The following is a 22950-nucleotide window of genomic DNA, read 5'->3' as shown; positions in this document are numbered from 1 at the left end:
TGGTATAAGCTTTATTTTAATCGGTATTTCTCTAAGGTAGCATCCATATCCAACATAAACTGGGCCCCTTGGATCAGGTCTTCCATATGGTCAATAATAGCTTCGTCGACTTTTAAGCAGATATCGACCAAAGGACTGGAGCACCAAATCTTATTGCAATGATTCCCACCACAATCGGCACAGGTACAGGGCTCGTTAGATTTACGAACAATGCCCAAAAGGTGGTCTAGGTCGTCCCTAGACATAAACACGCCTACGGTATCTACAATCATTTGCAGTTCGCGTACCCCCGTTGTTCTATTGTTCATTTTATACATCGCTCCATAACCATTTTGATATAGTAGTTCCATTTTATCCTATTTATTGATTCATAAAAACTATTTCGTTTAGTTTGAGTCACTTTGTTTGCAGCTGTTTTACACTTTTTTAAGTTAAAAAAACCGGACACCTGTCCATGTCCGGTTTCAATGTTTTCAAACAGACTTTAGGTCAAGGGCTATTGAAGAAGTGTGTACTCAAAAGCGGGGTATCCCCTAACACCACTTTCATTTACCAAAGCCGTAAATTTCAATTTATAGTAATTGCCATCGCCATCCTTTACGATAAAGAATACATCTTCTTTTAAGGAAGGCAGGGTACCTGGTCCGCCTCCATTTCGCCAACTGCTTCCAATAGCTCTTTGGTCGGTGTCCAAGGCTTCCGTATCAATGTCGGATATCGTAAATTCCTCGTAAGACTTACTTTCGGCATCTACCTTATAGGCCGAAACCTCGCCTTTGCTATTGGTAGCAACAAAATCGGCATAGCCATAAGACCCATACCCTTCAATCTCATTGGTAAAAACCGTAAAATTGAGATCCCATTTATCCTTTTCGGGTTCAACACTAACGAGCGTATCGGATATAAGACTGACAAATTGAAAATTGAATGCCGCATCCTTGGAAACACTTATTTCCTTATGCGTGGTGTCCTCAAGACGGGCATATTGTAAGGTATAGTCATTACCGTTTCTCAGCACCCTGATTTTCATCCATCCACGGGAATCACCTGAAGTATTCACCCCACCGGTTTCCGGTTCTTCCGTACCTATTTTTGATCCCATGTTGAGCAAATACACTTTGTTCGCCGCATCGACTTCGGGTACTTCTTTAATGGCCGTTCCCTTGATATCACCACTGGGCGCATCTACATATGCCGTATTGGCCGCATCAAAGGTCCCAACGGCCACACTGGCCTGAAGCCCGGCTACCTGCTCCGCCGTAACGGCATCGATATCTATATCATCAAGCTCGGCCACAGCCATGTAAAGGGAGCCGTTAATGGCTACCCTAAACGCATCCCCATTATAAAATGCCAAGTCCCAGGCTTCGCGACTTATACTGCTTTGGTTTTGGGCACTAAGGTCAATGTAGACCTGATTCGGCTCATTGGGGCCTCCTACCTCAGGTGCCATTTGACCTCCAAGGGCCGCAGTTTCCTCGAAGGCCACTTGCATACTTGTGGTTCCATTCGACAGGCCATCGGAAAGATGAACAGCGCTTATCTCTAGGGTTATCGATTTTTCGGTGCCTTCAACCGCATCTTTTAACTTCTTAAAAACAAAGGAAGCACGCTCTGCCCCACTTGCGATATCTAGGGTAACAACCCCGTTCACAGCGGCCGGTACCGTTACAAAATCTTCGGTATCGCCATAGGTGGCATTGGTACCCGTAAACGAAATTTCTACAGAACCGTTTTCCGGCGCCGCCGTTGAAAACACCAGATCGATATTTTTTTCGTCTTCCGAGGCCCCGAAACTCACTGACGGATTTTCAAAAGCGACAACAAAATCTTCCTGTACAACAGTAGCGTCATCAGAACTACAGGCCGAGACCAACACAAGAAGCAAAAGGGTTAAAATAGGTTTGATGGTAATTTTCATAAGTATAGTAATTAGAGATTAAGATTGTACGATAGTTTTAAAAAGTATGACCTTCCGTAACCGAGCAAAACGCTACTTGTAGCGTTCGAATGGACGGTCCCTCCCCCAGCCGAAACGGTGTTCACCCGGGTTATGTCCATGAGGTTTCGAGCGCCAAGGGTTAGCTGAAGTCTGTTGTCGTAGAAGGATTTTTTTACGGTGGCATCTAGCCAACCGTATTGATCTTGTTCCCCCTTGATAAAGATGACCTCCCCCTCTTCATTCTGATCTTGTAAAAACTGATATTGCTTCCCCGTGAACTTGTAGTATGCCGAAAAAACGGTATTCCACTTCGGAAGACGGTACGATAGGTTTCCATTCAACTGTACGGAATAGAGGTAGTCATCATTGAAATCTTCCTGACTTTCCAAGCTTTTGGATTGCCCGGAGAAAGAGATGCCACCACTCAGTTGCAGCTTATTATAAGATAACGTATTCGCATAAGAGAGACCCCATGTTTTATAACCGTCAATATTGTTATACTGAAAAGCCAAGGGATTGGTATTGACTATCGTCAACTCTATTCGATCATCTACGGAAAGGTACCAAGCGGATAGTTTTCTTTTTAAAGACCATGCGCTGTCTTCCGCCCAAAACTCCTTATTTAAATGTAAAAAGGCAGAGTAACCCCGCTCGGGATCCAGGTCTTCATTCCCTCTAAGGTCATGGTTGATATCTACGAAATAGGAGAACAATTCATCGTAATTCGGACTCCTAGGTGAAGTGCCTAGTACCGCCCGCAATTGATAACCGTTCTCAAAAAAATAGCGCAAGCTTAAAGAGAGGGCAGTCTGAGGGTCGAACTTTGAAGAAAAAAGGGAGCGTACCCCAGGCCGTACGGAAAACTTTTTGCTTACGATGTACTCGGCCGAGGCAAATATATCGTACGATTCCAATCGTCGTTTGATATGGTCTGTCTCAAAATCGCCTGCCAGCGAAGAAGAGTAACCATCAATAGCGTTCACCTCGTATCCGAACTGGTAATTAGACCACTTATTTCGAAACAGGTTATTGAGGGTTCCCCGAGAATAAAACCCTTTACGGGACTCATATTCAAAAGACTCTTGGTCAAACTTTTCATTTGCCCTGATCCTATAATTATAGGTTTCAATATCGCGTTTTTGTTGCTGATATGAGAATGAAGCATCATAATTTATGGTCTCGATAAGGTTTCCCGAGAGGTTGAAGTGGTGGTTGAAGCGTTTTGATAAGAAGATTTCATCGGATGCGGTAGGGTTCGTAGTTTGAGTGGCCGAATTTAGATTGGTACGCACCAGTGAGTCATATAGCGCAACTTCCTCGTCGAAATACTCGAACCTGTAAAAAGCCTTAAGCCCATCACCATTATAACGCACAAGGGCTTTGGCATTGTTCTGCAATTTGGGCAACCACTCATGTCCCCTATGACCATCGTTCCGTTCGTAATCCTGACCCTTTCGATCTCCGAAGTGACCGGCGAAATCGTTGCGGGTATAGGTGCCGTTCATATACCACTTTTTCGAAATGTTATGCCCTACTTTCAAGGATTGGATATGGCGTCCCTTATTGGCAAATCCATATTCACTACCAATAGTCTCTTCTTGAACATAGGGGTTGATCTGCCATTTATAGGCGGAAGATTTTTTCGTAATTATATTGATTATACCCGATACGGCATTCGATCCGTATTGTACCCCCATAGAGCCCTCTACAATTTCCACCTGTTCCACATCATCTAAGTTCAATTGTGTCAGGTCGGTATTATTCCCTAGACCTTCATCATTGATCAGGGGCACATTGTCTATCAAAATCTTGAAATACTGTGAGTCCAATCCAAATAACTGAACCCCACTTTTTCCACTTGAAGGATTCGGAACAATATTGATGTTCAAGGTTTGGTTCAGTACATCGGCCAAATTGTTCGCCGCTAGATTATCGATAACCCGACGAGGGACAACCTTTACTTGAAATACGGATTTATCGACACTCTGCCTATTGTACTGTCCGGTTACCACAACCTCTTCCAACTCGGTCGTACCTGTAGAATCGCGCTGTTCTTGGGCATTTATGGTAACACAGAAAAGGGTCGATAACACGGTAAGCGATACGCGAAGGGACATGTATATTGTTTAGATTGATTCTTAATAGCGAGCAAATATATGTATTATTTTTAATCAGTCTAAATAAATTTTATAATTTTGCGGCTCAAACATTTGACCAAAATAAATTATGATCATCATGAAAAAATCCCTTTTTCTAGCCCTTGCCTGTACCGCTATAAGCTTTCAAGGAAGTGCCCAAAAAGACAAAAAAGAACAAGATGCCGAAGCCATAAAAAAAATGTGTGGCTGTTACGAGGTAACCTTCAATTTTGCCGAAACCTTCAACTATAGTAACGACTCCCTGTACAAGCCTTCAAAAACCAAAATCGACAAGGGCCTTGAGTGGGCGCAGCTCGTAAGCGATGAGTCCGATAAAATATCCATACAGCATATCCTACAGGTAGGAAATCCCGCCGACCCTATGATCATTAAGCACTGGCGTCAAGATTGGTTATTTGAAAACAGGGACCTCTATCTGTACAATGCCGATAATGAATGGGTCTACCAACAAAAAACAGAAGAAGAGGTAACGGGACAATGGACACAAAAAGTGTATCAAGTAGATGATAGTCCCAGGTACGAAGGCTCCGCCACATGGGTGCATGTAGATGGAAAAAGTTACTGGGAAAACACAACCCCCGCCCCCCTTCCCCGTAGGGAATACACCACCCGAGGCGATTACAATTTGACCTTACGAGGCAATAGGCAGGAAATAACCGACTACGGTTGGGTACATGACCAAGACAACACCAAAATTTTACGACAAAAAGGTCAAGAAGATGTCATCATCGCCAAAGAAAAAGGCTATAACACCTATGTAAAGGTAGATGATTCGCGCTGTGCCCCTAGCGCCGAGTGGTGGAAGTCCAATGCTAAAAAATGGGCCATGGTACGTACGAAGTGGGACGAGGTTTTTGCTCGTAAAACAGATTTACACCTCGCCGAAAAAGTAGACAACAAAGTGCTCTACAAGTATCTCTTTGATGAGGAGATGGTAAAAAAGAAGCGTATAGAAAAAGTAATCGAATCATTTGTAAAATAGATGTAAAACAAAAGGACTGTATGCGGTTTATACCCCTTATTTTTCCATTGGTAAGCTATCTGGAAAACGATGTTCTTCGATTGCGCTCATAAGGAATTTTCTGCCCTAGAATCTGACATGGTCGCAAAGGAAGATACCCCCTTTCATTGCGGCTCCTCCTTGGGTCAAACACCTTCCTGTTTAGCATATCGTTTGAAACACGGGGGCATATAATCGCTAAAACGAAATTATGGACATTGCTTATCACTTAGGCCCTGAAAACCCATACAACACCAACTGATTATTGTAATAAGTATCTGATTCCTACAACATAAAAAACATGAAAAAACGATATCTGCCCCTTGTCTCTATTACCCTATGCCTAGTGGGATTGACCAGCTTTACCTTTCCCCAGGAAAGAATCGGTTACAAATGTTTGATCCAACTGACTAATTATACGGGAGAAGGGGCCTATATCGTAGTATCCTTGCTCAACAGCAAGGAAGAATACGTAGAAACCCTGTATGTACAAGGCGACGATAACGAATGGTACCGCGACCTCGAGGAATGGTGGAAACAACTTTACGGTAAAAAAAGACCAGACATCGATGCTATTGTAGGTGAAACCGTAACGGGTGGACAGCGTAAAATGACCGTATTGGGAATTCCCCTAGACAAGATAGATGCGGGCTACAAAATCCGTTTTGAATCTGCCGTTGAAGACCAAGAGTATTATAAAAACGATGTGGAATTTGAACTTACTAGCGAAAACCTAAAATCGAAGATAAAAGGTAGGGGCTTTATCCGTTATGTACGTTTGCTTCCTCAGTAAACCTACCCTCGGCCCTTTCCCTACTTCACCCCTCAATGCCCAATACCACTAAGGAGCGAGCTCTCTTTTCCTTAACTCTCAATTATCAAGGCCTCCACTTATTCGATGCGGGACCATTGCTTCCGGCCAGCTTCAAAAGGAACTGATCCAAATCATGTTCCACCACCCTAACAAGAAGTAACTTTCGCCTAAAATTGAGGCTCCTATTTATCCAGGGTTTGGTGATAGACAGGAAGGCCCACAAGCAAATAAAAAACCTCAATACATCCTATCAAAATATGTCTAAAAACGGAGAAGCACCAGGTGCTCCAGGAATTGAGGCCAGATGGAGCTCTAGTACAAAATCAGGAATCGGAAAGGCCCTAAATTCGGCTTCCGACGTAACTTTCACCCTTAGCCACGGTATTCTGAACGAAGCCTACTACCCACGTGAAGATATTGCCTGTATACGTGATATGGGACTCATCGTTACGGATGGACATGGATTTTTTTCTGAGGAAAAAAGAGATACGGAACACTTTACAAAAACAATCGAAGAAGGTATTCCCGCCTATCATATCGTCAATAGCGATCCCTCCGGGAAATTTAAGATTACCAAGGAAATCATTGCCGATCCTTTTCGCAATACTATTCTGCAACGTATAAGGTTCGAAGCAAACCATCCCGAACCCCCATTACAATTATTCGCATTGCTCGCACCCCATTTAAACAATGAAGGGGGCAACAACTCGGGCTGGCTTGGCGAGTATAAGGGGGTTGAAATGCTATTTGCCAAAAATGGCGACATAGCCGTAGCCATGGCCTGTTCCACCAAATGGCTGCATCGGTCCGTCGGCTTTGTAGGTACTTCGGACGGATGGACAGATTTACACCAACACGGTAAGTTAAAATGGCAATATGAGCGTGCTTCGCGTGGGAATATCGCCCTTACCGGCGAAATAGACCTAAGCGAAAATGACTTTGTTTTGGCCATAAGTTTTGGCCGCACCCATTTAGAGGCGGCCAACCATGCCAGGTCGAGTATCCTAAACGGTTTTAACTCGGCAAAAAGACGATATGTACAAGAGTGGCAAACCTGGCAAAATACCTTGCCCAAAATATCTGCCAAAAATTTTAAGACAAGCGCCGCTACCCTACGTATGCACGAGGCCAAAAACTTTCCCGGCGGCATTATAGCGAGCCTTTCCATTCCTTGGGGAAACACAAAGGGAGACTCCGACAAAAGCGGTTACCACGTTGTATGGCCCCGTGACCTCGTGGAAAGTGCCGGTGGGTTCAACGCCCTTGAAACCAAGGCGGACATATCGCGTATTGTAAACTATCTGATGTCTACCCAAAATGCCGATGGGAGTTGGCCGCAGAATATGTGGCTTCAAGGGGAACCGAACTGGACCGGTATTCAAATGGACCAAATTGCCTTGCCTATTTTGGAAATGCTCAAAGGTTATTTGCGCAACACCATAGGAAAAAATCGTATGAAACGATATTGGCCCTTGGCCAAAAAGGCCCTTACCTTCCTATTGATAAACGGCCCTTATACCGACCAAGACCGATGGGAAGAAGAAAGTGGCTTTTCGCCCTTTACCATGGCCACAGAAATTGCCGCCTTATTGGCCGGGGCAGAACTGGCCGAGATAAACGGGGAAGAAACCTTAGCCGCCTATTGTCGCGAGACAGCCGATACTTGGAACGATACTATCGAATACCGAACCTATGTTACCGGTACGCCCTTAGCACAAAAACATGGGGTAGACGGCTATTACATCCGTATCAATCCCTTTGCCGATATTCCCGCTGCCGAATTGGGGGACAGAACGATCAATTTAAAAAATCATCATTTTGACCATGGCAAAACGCCCATTAACGAACTGATCAGCGTAGACGCATTGGCCTTGGTCAGGTTCGGCCTTCGTGCACCCGATGACCAAAGAATCTTAAATACCCTAAAAGTAATCGATGCCGAACTAAAAGTCGACACCCCCAATGGCAGCTGTTGGTACCGTTACAATAATGACGGCTATGGGGAACATGAAAACGGCGACCCTTATGACGGTACGGGAAAGGGTCGGGCATGGCCCCTATTGACAGGAGAAAGGGCCCATTATGAAATCGCCGCGGGCCATATCGAATCGGCCCGGAAACTCCTAAACGCTATGGATGCCTTTGCCAATAACGGCTTACTGCCCGAACAGATATGGGACAAAGACGATATACCCGAAAAGGGACTATATCGCGGTAGGCATACAGGGTCGGCAATGCCCCTGACATGGGCCCATGCCGAATACATCAAACTCTGTATTTCTATAGACCATAAAAAGGTATTTGATATGCCCGAACAAACCTGTGAAAGGTATTTGCGCAAAAACACCGTATCGGATTACCAAGTGTGGCGATTTGATAACGGAACCCGTGTCTTACCCAAGGGAAAAACATTACGGATCGAGACCTTGGCCGATTGTACCCTTCATTGGACGGACGACCATTGGAAAACCACCTATCAAACGCAGGCAAAGCACCTTAATATCGGACTATTTATCACCGACATTCAGCCCTGCCACAAAGAGGCCACATCCTTGGAGTTCACATTTTATTGGAAAGAAGCGAAGAAATGGGAATGCAAAAATTTTTCGGTGCGTATTGAAAACGAATGAGTTTTATGGAAGGGCTTTTCAACCTAATTTAACAGAAAGTATTGCGCTAAACCTGAATCATCAGTTCTAAACGGCCGTCTCCCCCTTGTTTAAAATTCGTTTTAGCAAAATGGAGTATATCGGAGCATTACCAAGCATTGTCGTACAGACCGAAGCCGTAACCGCAGTAAAAATCAGAGGTAAAATCAACTCATAGTTTGCCGTCATCTCAACCGAAAGGGCCAATCCCGTAAGCGGGGCCCTAATGGTCGAGGCAAAGATACCGGCCATACCCGCAACACCAAAGATGGCCGGGTCTTGAACCACATCCGGAAAAAAATATTGGGCCATCCCGCCAAAAAGCATTCCCGAAATTACCCCTAGCGTTATAAGGGGCGTGAAAATCCCTCCCGGCACCCCTGACCCATAACTCATAATCGAAAGGAAAAACCGCACCACAAATAAGGCCAGTAGAAATTTTAAGGTAAAGGAATCGTTGTAAGCATTCGCAATGGTGCTATATCCCGAACCAATCATATCTTCGGAATACAGTCCTACGGCAGTAATGACAAAGGCGATACCCAAAGCAATGACCATAGGGTTTATCCTTATTTTTTTAAAGAAATCCAAAGCTTCGATCAACAGTTTATTAAAGGCAATTCCAATGAAGCTGAGTATGAGTCCGAATACCACGAACAGCCATAGTCCCGATAAGTCTTCAAAAGTAAAAATCGTGGTTTTTAGTATCGGCCCGCTTCCTACCAAGAACCTGACCACCATATCGGCAGAACCGGCACCGATCATAAGTGCCGCAAGCGAATAAAAATTGAACTTAAAATGCCCGTTCATTTCCTCTATGACAAAAATAATTCCCGAAAAAGGGGCATTAAAGGCACTTGCCAAACCAGATGCGGCCCCTGTACTGATCAAAGGGTTATCTTCCTCCACAGATTGTTTAAAAACATCTTCCACCATTTTGCCTACGTTGGCCCCTATTTGAACGGTCGGTCCTTCACGGCCTAAGAGCAAGCCGCTACTCAAGGAGAATATTGAGGCAAAAAACTTTATCGGTAACACCTTGCGCCATCTCACAGCTCGTACACCATCAAGGGCGCCTTCTATTTCCTGAATACCACTGCCCGCGGCTTCAGGTGCGTATTTTTTTACCAAGAATATGGAAAACCAGATACCGAAAAAAGTAAAAAGCATAGGCCAAAACCAATCTTGCCATAGCTGATCGGCCTGTCCTATTTGAAATGTTGTCCTAAAAGTTGATAATCGCGCAAGCACCAACCTAAAAATCGAACTCAAAAGGCCGGTGATCACACCTATCAAAAGGGCATTCAACAAAAGCTTATAATTCCTTATGTCAAGGTTTACCGACCGATCTTTACTACTTGTTCCGTTTCTATTGCCCATTGATTTCATATAAACTCCCCCATAGAAAAACGGGATCGCACAAAATTAAACCTTGGCTATGCCAACAAGAATGACCCACATCAGCATTTTGACCAATATGCTTTTTTTTCTTGGCATGACCCAAATCATTCAAAACCCCTCGTAAGACCTTTACATTTGAGGTTACGCACGTAACCAATTCAGAAAATAGATTTGAACTTCAAGACTCCAAAAAAGATAAGGCAATGGCTGATCGAGATCGGGGAGCTCTCCTATTTCGCGGCTCGTTTTTTCAAGGAAGCCTTGCGGCCACCGTATGAATTCAATGAGTTTTTGAGACAGTGTTATCAAATTGGCTATCGATCCCTCACCTTGGTATTGGTCACCGGTTTTATTATAGGCCTGGTCATGGACCTACAATCACGACCGACCATGATACAGTTCGGTGCCGTTTCTTGGATGCCCAATATGGTAGGAATCTCGATCGTACGCGAACTCGGGCCCGTAATCACCGCCTTGGTCTGTGCCGGAAGGATATCTTCGGGTATAGGTGCGGAACTGGGATCGATGCGGGTTACCGAACAGATTGACGCCATGGAAGTATCGGGAACCAACCCTTTTAAATTTTTGGTGGTCACACGCGTTATGGCATCCATAATGATGCTCCCCCTACTTGTGGTCGTGAGTGATGCCGTTGCCCTTTTCGGATCGGCCTTGGTTGAAAATATAGAAGGAAACGTTTCCTTTCAGCTCTATTTCAATACTGTTTTTGATGTACTGACCTATACCGATATTATACCCGCTACCATCAAGACCTTCTTTTTTGGTTTTGCCATTGGAATCGTAGGTTGCTACAAGGGCTTTTACAGTAAAAAGGGAACGGCAGGTGTCGGTATTGCAGCCAATACGGCCGTAGTAATGGCTTCCTTGCTCTTGTTCGTTATTGATTTTGTGGCCGTTTTTATCTCGAATATTTTTTATGACGTATGATGGATGAAGAGAAAAACATACCCGTAAAGAATCGTCCTAAAGCCCCTACAAAGGAGGTGATCATGGAAATCAAAGATCTCTATAAGAGTTTTTCGGGCCATAAGGTGCTCAATGGCTTCCATATGAAATTGCATAAGGGGGAGAACCTAGTGGTCATGGGGAAATCGGGCTCGGGAAAATCGGTGATGATAAAGTGTTTGGTGGGGCTTATACAACCCGATACGGGGTATATTTCGGTTATGGGGAAGGAAATTAAAAACCTAGATCGCGAAACCCTCGATGAACTCCGCTCCGATATCGGTTTCCTATTTCAGGGAAGCGCATTGTACGATTCAATGACGGTACGTGAGAATTTGGAGTTCCCTTTACGACGGCACAAGGAGAAATTCGGAAAACAGACAGATACCCAGGCCTTGGTAGTCGAAGCCTTGGAAAATGTGGGGCTGGCACATACCATCGACCTGATGCCAGAAGAACTGTCGGGAGGAATGAAAAGAAGGGTAGCCTTGGCCCGAACATTGATCTTACGCCCAAAAATCATTCTTTACGATGAGCCTACAAGCGGCTTAGACCCGATCACTTCCAAGGAAATCATTGAATTAATGCGCAACATACAGTTAAAATATGGCACCTCTTCATTGATCATAACACACGATGTCGATTGTGCCAGGGTCATCTCGGACCGAATGATCCTATTGGTCGATGGTATCAACTACGCCGAAGGTAGCTACGCCCAACTCTCACAATCTAAGGACCCCAAAATAGAGGCCTTCTTTAAAAAATAGATTATGGAAAAATCAGCATCGGAGAAATTTAGGTTAGGGATTTTTGTTCTCATAGGTACGGCACTACTGGTTCTGGTCATCTATTTCATCGGAAACCAACAAAACATGTTCGGCAATAGCTTTACCCTAAAGGTTAGCTTTAAGAACATACGGGGGCTACAGAATGGCAACAATGTTCGTTATGCCGGTATCAGCATCGGTACGGTAAAGTATATTGAAATGATCAACGATACCACAATCGAGGTAGATATGCTCATCGATGCCAAAATGCAAAAACACATCAAAAAAAACGCTATAGCCAATATCGGCTCAGATGGCCTAGTGGGCAGTATGATCATTAACATCGTTCCTGGCGTAGGCGAAGCACCCTATGTTGAATCTGGGGATGAAATCAATTCGTTTAGTGGAGTGGCCACTGCGGATATGATGAATACCTTAAGCGTAACCAATGAAAATGCCGCCCTATTGACCGAGCAGCTCCTTCATATTACCCGCTCTATCAATAACGGAGACGGAACCTTGGGCCGTTTACTCAATGACACGCTTATGGGAGGTGACTTAAAACAGACCTTGATCAACCTAAAACAGACCAGTAACGATGCCCGCACGACCATGCATAAACTAAATGAACTTGTACAACATTTCAATTCAAAGGAAAGTGTTGCCGGAACTCTCTTGGGCGACTCGCTTTCCGGGGCAAAAATCCGAAATGTATTGGATAACCTTGAAAACGCATCCGTAGAAATTGAGGGAACCGCAAAAAACCTCAACACCATAGTAGACCGGATAAACAAAGGCAAAGGGGCCATAAACTATTTGGCAACGGATACCACCTTGGTACACCAGCTTCAAAACTCCGTAAAGAACGTAGATGAGGGGCTGGTCAAATTCAACGAAAACATGGAAGCCTTAAAACATAATTTTTTGACCCGTGGCTATTTCAAAAAGCAGGAAAAGCAACAGGAAAAGAATCAAAAAGAATAATTGCGTAATTACAGTAAACACCTAGTAAAGACGTATAGAAGCTATACTCTTTTGATCGCCCCATGATGATATGACATAAATCATATGGCGTTTTTTAATACTGTAATACCTTCACCCCTGTTAACCGATTTGCCCGCATACAAACGGATAAGACCTAGCTAAATAATTGAAAAACAAATGGCTGAATTAAATAATTAGCTTAACTTAAACATGAAGTTCCCTTCCAATAAAATAGAAGCCCCATCATTCAAACCTTAATACTTATAAAACACCCCATTTATGAATGAAATCTCAGTTAGTGAAAGTACCAGTATCCTTAGAAAAAATTACACCGGCCATCTGGCGTATATCTCAGACGGAAAACCCTATGTAGTACCCATAACGTACTATTTCGACCCTGAGGACAATACTCTCATAAGCTACACCACGGAAGGTCATAAAGTGAATGCATTGAGAAAAAATTCATCCGTTTCCCTGGTAGTGGAAGAAATCCAATCCATGGTGAATTGGGAATCCGCCCTTGTCCTTGGCGAATTTGAAGAGCTTAATGGCGAAAAGGCCAAAGAGAAACTTCATACCTTTGTAGAAGGCATAAAAGGGATTATCCATAGGCAGGAGCATAAAAATGTTGAATTTATCAATGAGTTTTCAAGTAAATCCTATTCTAGGGGCAATCCTATCATATATATAATCAAAATCCTTGAGATTACCGGTAGGCGTCGCGAGACCTAAAAAAACTATGATGGGGTTAATGAACACGGAACACCTATCCAAATCTGGAAACAGGTATAAACCGGCCTTTAGCGTGCCATAGCACCCTTGGTCGATACGCTTGGTGTTAGCCCCCCAACTTCCTGTCTTTCTTCAGGGCCGTAAAACCGGAGACCACATCAAAAAGTTCTTCGTCTATTGAACTTTGCCTTAAACGATGATAGGTGTGGCCTATATCATCGAGCAATTCTTCAATGTTCTTTTCTGCGCGTTGCATGGCATTCAACCTGCTTAAATTTTCACAGGCCAATGATTCCGTACAGGTTTTATATAGGCTAACAAAGAGATATTCACGAATTAAACTCCCTATAAGCCTAGCACTGTCGCCAATCACTTCGGGTTGTTTTGGGGAAGGCCATTTTAAGCGTCCGTTTTCTTGTTGCCATTTTACATCTAGGGGAAATAGACGTGATTTTTCCTGTCGGTAAGAACCTTCCTTTTCCAAATGGTTATGAAAAAGGTAGTACTCATCTATGCTTCCATTCTCATGGTTTTCCTCTATCTGCAGCAAAATAGACCCGATAAGGGCGGTAATGGCGTGAATGGAGTTGGGTAGATTGAATTCCTTGGTTACGGTCATGCCCCTATCCTTCAACAATAGAGGTACGCGCACCCCTACGGTCCAGATTTCCATTTTCCCCTCGTGAGCGGATAAGGACTCTTGCACGTATTCCGAAAGGGCATCGTTAAACTGCCCGACAAAACCTTGATCCGATCCAAAAACAATAGCGCAAATAGATTTCGGGCCTTTTTTAGGGTTTTCGCCCTGCTTTACAATAGGGCTTTCCAATCCGATGTATTTTAAATATGCTACAAGTCCCCAAGAAACGTTGGCCCAATAATCCCCTAAAGATTCCATGGCCCTTTCATACTGGCCGATATTAGCGGCGGCCATAGCCTTCATAGTACGCACTATGGAGTTAAGCTCCTTGGCCCCGGTAATCTGTCTCGTTAAACTTTCCAATGAATCCATGCCTCTTATTTTTGGTGCTTACCCTTCCGCTTGAAAGGCGCTAAGTGCCCTTTTGGCTGCCGCTAATATGCTTTCCCGCCCAGTCTCGTCTACAACATCATTAGAGTAAAAGCTTTTTTGAACGGACTCAGGCAAGGCGTCTATGCTTTTTATGACCGCCTTTTCGGCCTCATACATATCTGCAATAGGAATCGTATCAAAAAGGCCTTGGGTGAGGGCCAGAAGTACACCTATTTGTTCCGCTACGGATAAGGGTTCTAGTTCATTCTGTTTGAGAACTTCCCGAATACGCTTACCGTGTTCGATCACCTTTTTTGTTTCTTCATCTAAGTGGGAACCAAAACGGGCAAAGGTCTCCAATTCCTCAAACTGGGAAAACCCAAGTTTTAAGTCGCCCGTAATGGCCCTATAGGCCGGTAGCTGGGCCTTTCCCCCCACTCGAGAAACCGATTTACCCACCTCAACCGCAGGTAGAATACCCAATTCAAATTGTTTGGGCGATAGATAAATCTGTCCATCGGTTATTGAAATCAAATTGGTAGGTATATAGGCCGAAATGTTCTGTGCCTCGGTTTCGATTATAGGAAGGGCGGTCAACGAACCACCTCCGAGTTCTTCGCTTAAATGAGTAGAACGCTCCAACAGTCGGGAATGGATATAAAATATATCGCCGGGAAAGGCCTCGCGTCCCGGAGGTCTTTTCAACAATAGGGAAAGCTCACGATACGCCCTAGCGTGGTTCGTTAAATCATCATAAACGATAAGCACATCCTTCCCCATCTCCATAAAATATTCGGCTATACTCGTAGCCGCATAGGGAGCAATATATTGAAGCCCTGGTGAATTATTCCCCTCGGTTACCATAACGATGGTATACCCCATGGCTCCATTTTCCTTTAAATCGGCAATAACCTTGGCAATCGATGATGCCCGTTGCCCAATGGCGCAATAGACACAAATGACATCTTTATCTTTTTGATTGACTATGGTATCTAAAGCAATGGCCGTCTTCCCGGTTTGCCGATCACCCAAAATCAATTCCCTTTGCCCCCGCCCTATGGGAATAAGGGCATCTATTACCTTAATTCCCGTTTGTAAGGGCATGCTGACCCCGGCACGGTCCATAATAGGTGTCGCACTCCTTTCGATAGGTAGTCTTTTTTCATAGGAAATCGCCCCTTTTTCATCCATAGCCTGGCCCAATGGCCCAATGACCCTTCCAAGGAGGGCCTTGCCCACAGGAACGTCCATTACGCGATTCGTACGTTCAACAAGGTCACCGGTATTTAAATCGGAATCCTCTCCTAAGAGAATGGCGCCGATTTCATCTTCATCGATATTAAAGGCAATACCGTACCAGTCTCCCGGGAATTTCAACAACTCCTCATATCCCGCATTAGGCAAGCCCGATACTTTTACCACACCGGCGGAAACGCTGGTAACACGCCCTATTTCTTTTGGCGATAGCTTGAACTCGTGATGTTCCGTTTGTTTGGCAAGTTCATTAAACGTATCGTCTACTAAACCATTATAATCCGTTGCTCCCATTTCATTTCGATTTCCATTCTATCTAGCTTTCTATTTCCACAGCTTCTTCAAAAGGTTTTAAATAGTCCCTTATACTCCAAGACAACCTATAACCATTCGACAACATTTCAATTCCGTTGATCAATTCCGGTCGGGTTTTAAACTCAAGAACAGCTTCTGTTTTCAACAAGCCTTTTACCGCGGTTCGTATGGCTTCCCGTTGTTTTTCCGATAGCGGAAAAGTACTGTGTACCAATATGGGTTTGCCTCCCTCAAGGGCTTTTGAAAGTTTTATTTTTTCATCGGCTTGCAAGCCCTTTATTTTATTTAAAAAGACCTCAAGGGTTTGCCCTTCCAGACTAGCGGACGACAGGTCTTTCAGGGTTTTTCGGGTAATATCGAGCACTTTGCCCTTTATCCTTTTCGCCATACCATTGTTTTTGATGGTTTGGTCTTCGGCAAAAGCCTTTTCCAAGCGCTCCTTCAGTTCATTGGCTTCATTTCTCGCATTTTCCCTTAGCCTATCCCCTTCGGCCTTGGCTTCCATAGCTGCCTTTCGCATTAACTCATCCTTCTCCTTATCAAAAATCTCATTTTTGTGGTTGAATTCGTCCCTTGCCTTGGCCGCTTCCCTTTTTTGCGATTCAGCATCCAAGAGTTGCTTCTTTATATTCGTTTCCCGTTCATCTATGGAAGCTAAAATGGGCCTATAGAGAAAACGTTTCAATAACCACATCAACACCAAGAAATTGATGATTTGGGCTATTACGGTAAACCAGTCGATTTTCATGTTTTATTTATTTAGCGATGAAATGGTTCCAGAAAGGATTGGCGAAAATCAAGATCATTGAAATCACAAAACAATAGATGGCCAAAGATTCAAGCATGGCCAGCCCCACAAAAAGCGTTCGCGTCACCGTCTGACTTGCGTCGGGTTGTTGGGCCATTGAAGTCAATGCCGTTGAAATAGACTTACCCTGCCCCAGTGCCGGTATCATACAACCGATTCCCGTTGTTATACCTGCGGTAATAATTGAGACCATAGCGATTATCGTAGTATTATCCATAGTGTTAAATTTTATTGTTAAACCAGTTTTGAATTAATTTAAAAAAGGAATACCCTTCCTTGTCATTTTGAGTTCGTTACCCTTATAGATTTGTGTTTCATTTTCTTGACCCGAGCCTTCTTTTTGTCCGATTCCTCGGTTGCGGCAGCAATATAAACCGTTGCCAAAATGCTAAATATATAGGCCTGTATAACCCCTGTTATAAGCCCTAAAACCGTCATTAACACCGGAAAGAACAAGGGCGCTATACTCAAGAGGATGCTTACAATAAGTCCCCCGCTCATTATATTACCGAAGAGGCGAACCGCCAATGCCAAGGTACGAGACACTTCACTAATAATGTTAAAGGGAAGCATTATGAACGTAGGCTCTATAAAGGTTTTCAAATAGCCCAAGACCCCGTTTTCCGCAATACCGAAAAGGGGTGTCGCCAGAAAAACACAGAGCGCCAAAGCCACCGTGGTAGACAGAGAACTGGTGGGCGGTTCATAGCCTGGGAAAATAATACACAAATTGGCAAAGGCAATGAAAATGAACAGGGTTCCAATAAAGCCCAAAAACTTTTCCGACTTCTTTAGTCCCACTTCCTTTATCTGTTGGTTCATTCCGGTTACGAGCATTTCCAAAATGCATTGCCACCGCGATATCTTTAAATCGCTACGCAGTTTTCGGGTTACCAAAACAGATGCCACCACCAGTACGAACATTAACACCCAAGTGGTGACCAAGGTTAGGTTAATGGTGATAAAGCCATTTTGCCAAAAAATCGTTTCGTCAGGACTCAGTTCCATATCAATATTCCTTTTCTACAGGTACGGGTTTCATCGCTTTGGTCTTGGTCATCCGAATGACCATAAAACGGGCGGCAACAAAGCCCAAAAGACAAATCAACATATACTTAAAATTGTTTTGGCCCATATAATAGAATCCCAAAAGGATAAGGCCCACCCTTATGAACAAACTTCCCAAATACCACAATACCGGCTTTTTAGACGATAGCATCTTTTTTGATGTAAACCAGAGACCTCCAAAAAACAGGAATCCAAGGCAAGCTCCACCAAAGAGCACGGATAAGGTCATTACTAAATCATTCATCTTTTTTATTTTTATGTTCGTGCATTGATTTATTCTCTTTGTCTATCCACTGCCAGGCAAGGGCACAACCGACAAACAGACCGGCAAGTAACAAGGTCAGCGTCCATGAAAAAGTCTGTGGGTATCTCTTGTCCAACCATAGTCCTAACACAGCTCCCAATACGGTCGGTACGGCAACGGACCACCCCACCATCCCAAAAGTGCCAAAGCCCCTCCACTCACTCCTTTTCTCTTCATTTCGGGCGTGTAACATTTGTTTTTCCTTACTATCCACTTGTTCTAAAAAGCCCTTTCCCCTTTTCTTATTCACGGTTTTCCCACTCATGATTGACGAAGTTTTTTAATCCCTTGAATAAATTCACTTTCCAGTTTGGCCACCGCCTTCCGCACGTCTCTTTCCTTTTCATCTAGATCGATAAATTCTCGCTCTACGGCATCCCTTAATTTTCCTAGATCAGCCCCCGCAATGGCATTTCGTACCGATATCCCTACATAGGCGTCCCTTTTCGTGAGTATACCTTCATCCACCGCTACATAGTGTTCTTGTCCATCCTCCGTCTCATATATCAATATTCCCGGAACCAGCGCGGCAACGCAATCGAGCCTATGGGGCAAAAAACCGTAGGAACCGGCATTGGTATCTACTACGATACGCCGCACCCCTGAAATTTTCAGGAATATCTTAAACGGAAGTAAAATATGTAGCTCCATGGTTTTTTGTTTCGTTCTATGCCTTTGCTATCTCTTTATCAGAAGTAGCCGCGTTTTGTGTCCCAGCTTTGCTTTCTTTTTTACTTTGTTCCTTTTTAGCCTTTTCGATAGCTTCGTCTATGGTGCCCACCATATAGAAAGCACGCTCTGGCAAATCTTTAAATTCATCTTTGAGAATACGTTCGCAACCATCAAGGGCCTCTTCTAATTTTACGCCTTTCCCTTTGAGTCCGCTAAACTGTTCCGTAGTAAAGAAGGGTTGTGTAAAAAACCGTTCTAAGCGCCTCGCCCGGTTTACAATAGCCCGGTCATTTACCGAGAGTTGTTCCAAACCTAACATGGCTATGATATCCTTTAGCTCCTCATATTGGGCCAAGGTTTGTTTTATTTGCTGTAGAAGGTGGTAGTGTCGCTCCCCAATAACCCCAGGAGTTGCCATTTTGGAGCTTGACTGCAATAGGTCTATCGCAGGGAAAAGTCCTTCGCCCGCTCTCTTCCTTGATAAAGTGATCGAGGCCGAAAGGTGGGAAAAGGTATGTACCGCCGCGGGATCCGTCAGGTCGTCCGCAGGTACATATACGGCCTGTATACTGGTAATGGCCCCAGTATCGGTATTGGCTATCCGCTCTTCCAATTTTGCAAGTTCGGTTCCCAAAGTAGGTTGATAGCCCAATCTTGAGGGCATTTGCCCCATAAGGCCGGAAACTTCCATCCCCGCTTGAATAAAACGAAACACGTTATCGATAAGCAAAAGCACATCACGATGTTCGTCATCCCTAAAATATTCTGCCATGGTCAAAGCGGCATGACCTACCCGAAAGCGCGCTCCGGGCGGCTCGTTCATCTGCCCGAACATCATCACCATATCTTTCAGTACATCGGCCTTTTTCATATCATGGTACAGTTCATGGCCTTCACGGCAACGTTCACCAATACCGCAAAACATACTTATACCCTGGTGATAGCCCACCATATTATGGATCATCTCGGTCAACAGTACCGTTTTGCCAACACCTGCCCCACCGAACAAACCGGCATTACCACCATGTTGTAAGGGCACCATGACATCGATAGCCTTTATTCCAGTTTCAAAAATTTCAGATTTTGTAGAGCGTTTAGATAGGGGTGGCGGCAATTGGTGTACACTTTTACGAGGCAATTCCGATAAAGCTTCTCCGTGGTCGATAGTATTGCCAAAGACATCGAACATACGTCCCATGATTTCTTTGCCTACAGGAACAGATAACTGTCCGCCATCGGTTTCCGCTACCATTCCTCTTGCCAAACCCTGTGTAGGCGTTAAGGCAATGGCCCTGACCCTATGCTCATCTAGTTGTGATAACACCTCGACAACAATGGTATTATCGGGCCCAGTACGTATTACAGTATTGATCGAGGGCAAGTCGCTATCGAACCAAATGTCCACTACACTTCCCTGTACGGCAACTACGCTACCGAAAATGGGGGTACTGTTATGATTTACATCCCTTGCCATACTTCTCTGCTTGTAAATGAGGTGGTAAAAGTATGGCCCCGTAGTTCCAGAGGAAATGACCTAAGTCATGGAAGAAAAAATGGGGTATGACCTAGGTCATTTCCATTGGCAGGGAATCATCGGAGATTCGTATTCTGAAATCTTGGTCGGGAACGACCTTATAAACACATAGCCATGAAAAATTACATACGTCACTTTAACGAAATTGACATTAACGATGTTCCTACCGTAGGTGGAAAAAATGCATCCTTAGGTGAAATGTTCCAAAAGCTGACCTCTAAAGGCGTACAGGTACCTGATGGCTTTGCTACCACAGCGGAAGCATACTGGCATTTTTTACAAGAAGTACATATACAGGACGAAATTTTTGGCCTTTTGGCAAAATTGAATACTAAAGATTTTTCGAACTTAAAGGAAATTGGGGCCTCGGTGAGAAAGGCTATACTGGGCACCGAGCTTCCTGAAGATATAAAGGAAGCCATTAAAGAAGGATACAATTCCTTAGCAAAAAAGTATAAAGGAGATATTTCACTGGCGGTACGCAGTAGCGCTACGGCCGAAGATTTACCCAACGCCAGTTTTGCGGGCCAACAAGAAAGTTATTTAAACGTAAAGGGGAAAGATGAGCTTATAGATGCCTGTAAAAGATGTTATGCCTCGTTATTTACCGACCGGGCCATCAAATACAGGGAAGACAACGGTTTTGACCATACCAAGGTAGCCCTCTCCATTGGTGTACAAATGATGGTCCGCTCAGATTTGGCCGCTTCCGGGGTAAACTTCACCCTAGACCCCGATACGGGTTTTGACCAAGTAGTAATGGTCTCCAGCATATATGGATTGGGCGAGAATATCGTACAGGGCAGCATAAACCCCGATGATTATTTTGTTTTTAAGCCCAGTCTAAAAAATGGCGTTGAACAACCTATTGTCTCTAGACGTTTGGGCAGTAAGGAAAAAACCATGGTCTACGATAAATCGGGAAGCGGTACCGTGAACCTTGATACTCCGGTGGAAAAACAAGAACAGTACGTACTTACCGATGCCGAAGTGGTAAAACTGGCACAGTGGTCATTGATTATTGAGGACCATTACCAACGCCCTATGGATATTGAATGGGCGAAGGACGGACTCACCAATGAACTTTTTATCGTACAGGCCAGGCCAGAGACCGTACAGAGTGCCAAAAAGAACAAACTCAAAATCAATACCTATACCTTACTGAACAAGGGAAAGGAAATTACCCGCGGAATGGGCCTCGGCAATAAAATCTCTTCCGGTAAGGCCCGTATATTACACAGTCCTGAAGAATCCGACAAACTACAAAAAGGAGAAATCCTCGTTACCGAACGTACCAATCCCGATTGGGACCCCATTCTAAAAAAAGCAGCAGGTATTATCACGGACCAAGGCGGGCGAACCAGTCATGCGGCCATCGTGGCACGGGAAGTAGGTGCCGCAGCAATAGTTGGTAGCAACAATGCCACCAAGGTCATTAAAGACGGACAAGACATCACGATTTCTTGTGCCGAGGGCGATACCGGTATTGTTTATGACGGACTCTTGGAATGGAATGAAAACGAAGTGGATATTGCCGCCCTTGGAAATCCGAAAACCCAAGCTATGCTTATTTTGGCCGATCCCGAACAAGCCTTCAAATATTCATTTTACCCTTCTGCTGGAGTGGGCTTAATGCGCTTAGAGTTCGTTATCAACAACTCTATTCAAATCCACCCCATGGCCTTAAAACATTTTGATAGGTTGAAAGACCCTGCCGTTAAAGAGAAGATTCAGAAGTTAACGCACCACTACCCTGATAAGTCCGATTATTTTGTGCACAAACTTGCCGAAGGCATTGCCACAATTGCAGCAGCCTTCTACCCCAAAGACGTTATCGTTCGTACCAGTGATTTTAAAACCAACGAATATGCCAACTTAATAGGCGGAACCGAATTTGAACCCGTAGAATCTAACCCAATGTTAGGGTTCAGGGGAGCATCGAGGTACTATAACCCCAAATACCAAGACGCCTTTGCATTAGAGTGCATGGCATTGAAAAGGGTACGTGAAACTATGGGCCTTACCAACGTAAAAGTTATGATTCCCTTCTGTCGTACCCTAAAAGAAGCTGCTAAAGTCGTATCGGTTTTAGAAAAAAACGGTTTGAAACGAGGGGAAAACGGACTTCAACTGTATATGATGACCGAAATACCCAACAACATCATCTTGGCAGAGCAATTTGCCGAATACTTCGACGGATTTTCAATCGGCTCCAACGATTTGACACAGTTGACCTTGGGTGTGGATAGAGACTCCGAATTGTTGAGCGACATTTTTGATATCAACGATATCGGGGTGAAAAAGATGATTGCCATGGTCATCGAATCGGCCCGTAAGACCCATACTAAAATAGGACTTTGTGGCCAGGCGCCAAGTGACTACCCCGAATTTGCCCAATTTCTTGTGGAAAAAGGCATCAACTCCATATCCTTTAATCCCGATGCATTGATCGCCGGTATCAAAAACATCACTAAAGCTGAGAAAAACAAAATCGGATATGGTATGGCCCAAAGCAGTAATTAATGTCAAGGTCAATATCCATTAGTTTTGAATTATACTAGAACTTAAAA

The 22950-nt window shown here is 44.2% G+C and carries 21 protein-coding genes; 8 read left to right on the top strand and 13 right to left on the bottom strand.

All coding sequences use genetic code 11. From position 1 onward, the window contains the following. Window positions 1-11: 11 nt before the first annotated feature. The 3 genes from ZOBGAL_RS18320 to ZOBGAL_RS18310 all read right to left on the bottom strand — a co-directional run bounded on the left by ZOBGAL_RS18320 (window position 12) and on the right by ZOBGAL_RS18310 (window position 4059). The gene (locus ZOBGAL_RS18320) at window positions 12-350 is read right to left on the bottom strand and encodes a hypothetical protein (RefSeq protein WP_013995219.1); all 339 of its coding nucleotides are present in this window, start codon (window positions 348-350) and stop codon (window positions 12-14) included. 146 nt (window positions 351-496) lie between these two features. Then, window positions 497-1921 (bottom strand): HmuY family protein, encoded by a 1425-nt coding sequence (locus ZOBGAL_RS18315; RefSeq protein WP_013995218.1) that lies wholly within the window; start codon window positions 1919-1921, stop codon window positions 497-499. An 11-nt stretch (window positions 1922-1932) separates the two neighbouring features. Beyond that, window positions 1933-4059, bottom strand: coding sequence for a TonB-dependent receptor plug domain-containing protein (locus tag ZOBGAL_RS18310; RefSeq protein ID WP_013995217.1), 2127 nt, complete (start codon window positions 4057-4059; stop codon window positions 1933-1935). A 118-nt stretch (window positions 4060-4177) separates the two neighbouring features. Between ZOBGAL_RS18310 and ZOBGAL_RS18305 the strand changes: the two genes are divergently transcribed. From ZOBGAL_RS18305 to ZOBGAL_RS18295, 3 genes are all read left to right on the top strand, one after another. Next, the gene (locus ZOBGAL_RS18305; protein ID WP_046288068.1) at window positions 4178-5083 is read left to right on the top strand and encodes a DUF6607 family protein; all 906 of its coding nucleotides are present in this window, start codon (window positions 4178-4180) and stop codon (window positions 5081-5083) included. A 319-nt stretch (window positions 5084-5402) separates the two neighbouring features. Next, window positions 5403-5894 (top strand): DUF2271 domain-containing protein, encoded by a 492-nt coding sequence (locus tag ZOBGAL_RS18300; RefSeq protein ID WP_013995215.1) that lies wholly within the window; start codon window positions 5403-5405, stop codon window positions 5892-5894. 278 nt (window positions 5895-6172) lie between these two features. After that, on the top strand, window positions 6173-8545 hold the full coding sequence (locus ZOBGAL_RS18295) for a glycoside hydrolase family 15 protein (RefSeq protein WP_013995214.1): 2373 nt from the start codon (window positions 6173-6175) through the stop codon (window positions 8543-8545). A 66-nt stretch (window positions 8546-8611) separates the two neighbouring features. Here ZOBGAL_RS18295 and clcA read toward each other — a convergent pair whose 3' ends face one another. After that, the gene (gene clcA, locus ZOBGAL_RS18290) at window positions 8612-9943 is read right to left on the bottom strand and encodes a H(+)/Cl(-) exchange transporter ClcA (RefSeq protein ID WP_013995213.1); all 1332 of its coding nucleotides are present in this window, start codon (window positions 9941-9943) and stop codon (window positions 8612-8614) included. Between the two features lie 192 nt (window positions 9944-10135). On the opposite strand from clcA, the gene ZOBGAL_RS18285 reads away from it, so the two are divergent. From ZOBGAL_RS18285 to ZOBGAL_RS18270, 4 genes are all read left to right on the top strand, one after another. Further along, the gene (locus tag ZOBGAL_RS18285) at window positions 10136-10912 is read left to right on the top strand and encodes an MlaE family ABC transporter permease (RefSeq protein WP_013995211.1); all 777 of its coding nucleotides are present in this window, start codon (window positions 10136-10138) and stop codon (window positions 10910-10912) included. A 62-nt stretch (window positions 10913-10974) separates the two neighbouring features. Continuing rightward, window positions 10975-11697 (top strand): ABC transporter ATP-binding protein, encoded by a 723-nt coding sequence (locus tag ZOBGAL_RS18280; protein WP_231854771.1) that lies wholly within the window; start codon window positions 10975-10977, stop codon window positions 11695-11697. 3 nt (window positions 11698-11700) lie between these two features. Further along, window positions 11701-12681, top strand: a complete 981-nt coding sequence (locus tag ZOBGAL_RS18275) for an MlaD family protein (protein WP_013995209.1) — start codon at window positions 11701-11703, stop codon at window positions 12679-12681. A gap of 279 nt (window positions 12682-12960) precedes the next feature. Next, on the top strand, window positions 12961-13413 hold the full coding sequence (locus ZOBGAL_RS18270) for a pyridoxamine 5'-phosphate oxidase family protein (RefSeq protein ID WP_013995208.1): 453 nt from the start codon (window positions 12961-12963) through the stop codon (window positions 13411-13413). 106 nt (window positions 13414-13519) lie between these two features. Here ZOBGAL_RS18270 and ZOBGAL_RS18265 read toward each other — a convergent pair whose 3' ends face one another. The 9 genes from ZOBGAL_RS18265 to atpD all read right to left on the bottom strand — a co-directional run bounded on the left by ZOBGAL_RS18265 (window position 13520) and on the right by atpD (window position 20320). Then, entirely contained in the window at window positions 13520-14425 is a 906-nt protein-coding gene (locus tag ZOBGAL_RS18265) for a F0F1 ATP synthase subunit gamma (protein WP_013995207.1), read from the bottom strand. 18 nt (window positions 14426-14443) lie between these two features. Next, window positions 14444-15973: an alternate F1F0 ATPase, F1 subunit alpha gene (locus ZOBGAL_RS18260; protein WP_013995206.1), complete on the bottom strand. Its 1530-nt coding sequence runs from the start codon at window positions 15971-15973 to the stop codon at window positions 14444-14446. A 22-nt stretch (window positions 15974-15995) separates the two neighbouring features. Further along, on the bottom strand, window positions 15996-16742 hold the full coding sequence (locus tag ZOBGAL_RS18255) for a F0F1 ATP synthase subunit delta (protein WP_013995205.1): 747 nt from the start codon (window positions 16740-16742) through the stop codon (window positions 15996-15998). Window positions 16743-16749: 7 nt separating this feature from the next. Beyond that, entirely contained in the window at window positions 16750-17019 is a 270-nt protein-coding gene (locus tag ZOBGAL_RS18250; RefSeq protein ID WP_013995204.1) for a F0F1 ATP synthase subunit C, read from the bottom strand. Window positions 17020-17081: 62 nt separating this feature from the next. Next, complete coding sequence (locus tag ZOBGAL_RS18245) at window positions 17082-17810, bottom strand: F0F1 ATP synthase subunit A (RefSeq protein WP_013995203.1); 729 nt, start codon at window positions 17808-17810, stop codon at window positions 17082-17084. 1 nt (window position 17811) lies between these two features. Beyond that, window positions 17812-18114, bottom strand: a complete 303-nt coding sequence (locus ZOBGAL_RS18240; RefSeq protein ID WP_046287585.1) for an N-ATPase subunit AtpR — start codon at window positions 18112-18114, stop codon at window positions 17812-17814. Further along, window positions 18107-18439 carry an AtpZ/AtpI family protein gene (locus ZOBGAL_RS18235; protein ID WP_013995201.1) on the bottom strand — a complete coding sequence of 111 codons (333 nt, stop codon included), beginning with the start codon at window positions 18437-18439 and terminating at the stop codon, window positions 18107-18109. Before ZOBGAL_RS18235 ends, ZOBGAL_RS18240 begins: the two co-directional genes overlap by 8 nt. Further along, a complete protein-coding gene (locus ZOBGAL_RS18230; RefSeq protein WP_013995200.1) occupies window positions 18436-18825 on the bottom strand; it encodes a F0F1 ATP synthase subunit epsilon in 390 nt (129 codons plus the stop codon). The genes ZOBGAL_RS18235 and ZOBGAL_RS18230 overlap by 4 nt, the downstream gene beginning before the upstream one ends. A gap of 16 nt (window positions 18826-18841) precedes the next feature. Continuing rightward, window positions 18842-20320, bottom strand: coding sequence for a F0F1 ATP synthase subunit beta (gene atpD, locus ZOBGAL_RS18225; protein WP_013995199.1), 1479 nt, complete (start codon window positions 20318-20320; stop codon window positions 18842-18844). A 174-nt stretch (window positions 20321-20494) separates the two neighbouring features. Here atpD and ppsA point away from each other — a divergent pair, with 174 nt between their 5' ends. Further along, window positions 20495-22903: a phosphoenolpyruvate synthase gene (gene ppsA / locus ZOBGAL_RS18220; protein ID WP_013995197.1), complete on the top strand. Its 2409-nt coding sequence runs from the start codon at window positions 20495-20497 to the stop codon at window positions 22901-22903. Window positions 22904-22950 lie beyond the last annotated feature (47 nt).

The organism is Zobellia galactanivorans (assembly GCF_000973105.1).
In the GTDB taxonomy this organism is placed as follows: Bacteria; Bacteroidota; Bacteroidia; order Flavobacteriales; family Flavobacteriaceae; genus Zobellia; species Zobellia galactanivorans.
This window is presented reverse-complemented; position numbering and strand designations above follow the sequence as displayed.

Bases quoted from the DNA above. Each gene is read 5' to 3' on its own strand.
- ZOBGAL_RS18295 (WP_013995214.1), top strand. From the start codon at position 6,173: ATGTCTAAAAACGGAGAAGCACCAGGTGCTCCAGGAATTGAGGCCAGA.
- atpD (WP_013995199.1), bottom strand. From the start codon at position 20,320: ATGGCAAGGGATGTAAATCATAACAGTACCCCCATTTTCGGTAGCGTA.
- ZOBGAL_RS18315 (WP_013995218.1), bottom strand. From the start codon at position 1,921: ATGAAAATTACCATCAAACCTATTTTAACCCTTTTGCTTCTTGTGTTG.
- ZOBGAL_RS18300 (WP_013995215.1), top strand. From the start codon at position 5,403: ATGAAAAAACGATATCTGCCCCTTGTCTCTATTACCCTATGCCTAGTG.
- ZOBGAL_RS18275 (WP_013995209.1), top strand. From the start codon at position 11,701: ATGGAAAAATCAGCATCGGAGAAATTTAGGTTAGGGATTTTTGTTCTC.
- ZOBGAL_RS18250 (WP_013995204.1), bottom strand. From the start codon at position 17,019: ATGGATAATACTACGATAATCGCTATGGTCTCAATTATTACCGCAGGT.
- ZOBGAL_RS18240 (WP_046287585.1), bottom strand. From the start codon at position 18,114: ATGAATGATTTAGTAATGACCTTATCCGTGCTCTTTGGTGGAGCTTGC.
- ppsA (WP_013995197.1), top strand. From the start codon at position 20,495: ATGAAAAATTACATACGTCACTTTAACGAAATTGACATTAACGATGTT.
- ZOBGAL_RS18320 (WP_013995219.1), bottom strand. From the start codon at position 350: ATGGAACTACTATATCAAAATGGTTATGGAGCGATGTATAAAATGAAC.
- ZOBGAL_RS18270 (WP_013995208.1), top strand. From the start codon at position 12,961: ATGAATGAAATCTCAGTTAGTGAAAGTACCAGTATCCTTAGAAAAAAT.
- ZOBGAL_RS18235 (WP_013995201.1), bottom strand. From the start codon at position 18,439: ATGAGTGGGAAAACCGTGAATAAGAAAAGGGGAAAGGGCTTTTTAGAA.
- clcA (WP_013995213.1), bottom strand. From the start codon at position 9,943: ATGGGCAATAGAAACGGAACAAGTAGTAAAGATCGGTCGGTAAACCTT.
- ZOBGAL_RS18265 (WP_013995207.1), bottom strand. From the start codon at position 14,425: ATGGATTCATTGGAAAGTTTAACGAGACAGATTACCGGGGCCAAGGAG.
- ZOBGAL_RS18305 (WP_046288068.1), top strand. From the start codon at position 4,178: ATGAAAAAATCCCTTTTTCTAGCCCTTGCCTGTACCGCTATAAGCTTT.
- ZOBGAL_RS18310 (WP_013995217.1), bottom strand. From the start codon at position 4,059: ATGTCCCTTCGCGTATCGCTTACCGTGTTATCGACCCTTTTCTGTGTT.
- ZOBGAL_RS18280 (WP_231854771.1), top strand. From the start codon at position 10,975: ATGGAAATCAAAGATCTCTATAAGAGTTTTTCGGGCCATAAGGTGCTC.
- ZOBGAL_RS18255 (WP_013995205.1), bottom strand. From the start codon at position 16,742: ATGAAAATCGACTGGTTTACCGTAATAGCCCAAATCATCAATTTCTTG.
- ZOBGAL_RS18260 (WP_013995206.1), bottom strand. From the start codon at position 15,973: ATGGGAGCAACGGATTATAATGGTTTAGTAGACGATACGTTTAATGAA.
- ZOBGAL_RS18230 (WP_013995200.1), bottom strand. From the start codon at position 18,825: ATGGAGCTACATATTTTACTTCCGTTTAAGATATTCCTGAAAATTTCA.
- ZOBGAL_RS18245 (WP_013995203.1), bottom strand. From the start codon at position 17,810: ATGGAACTGAGTCCTGACGAAACGATTTTTTGGCAAAATGGCTTTATC.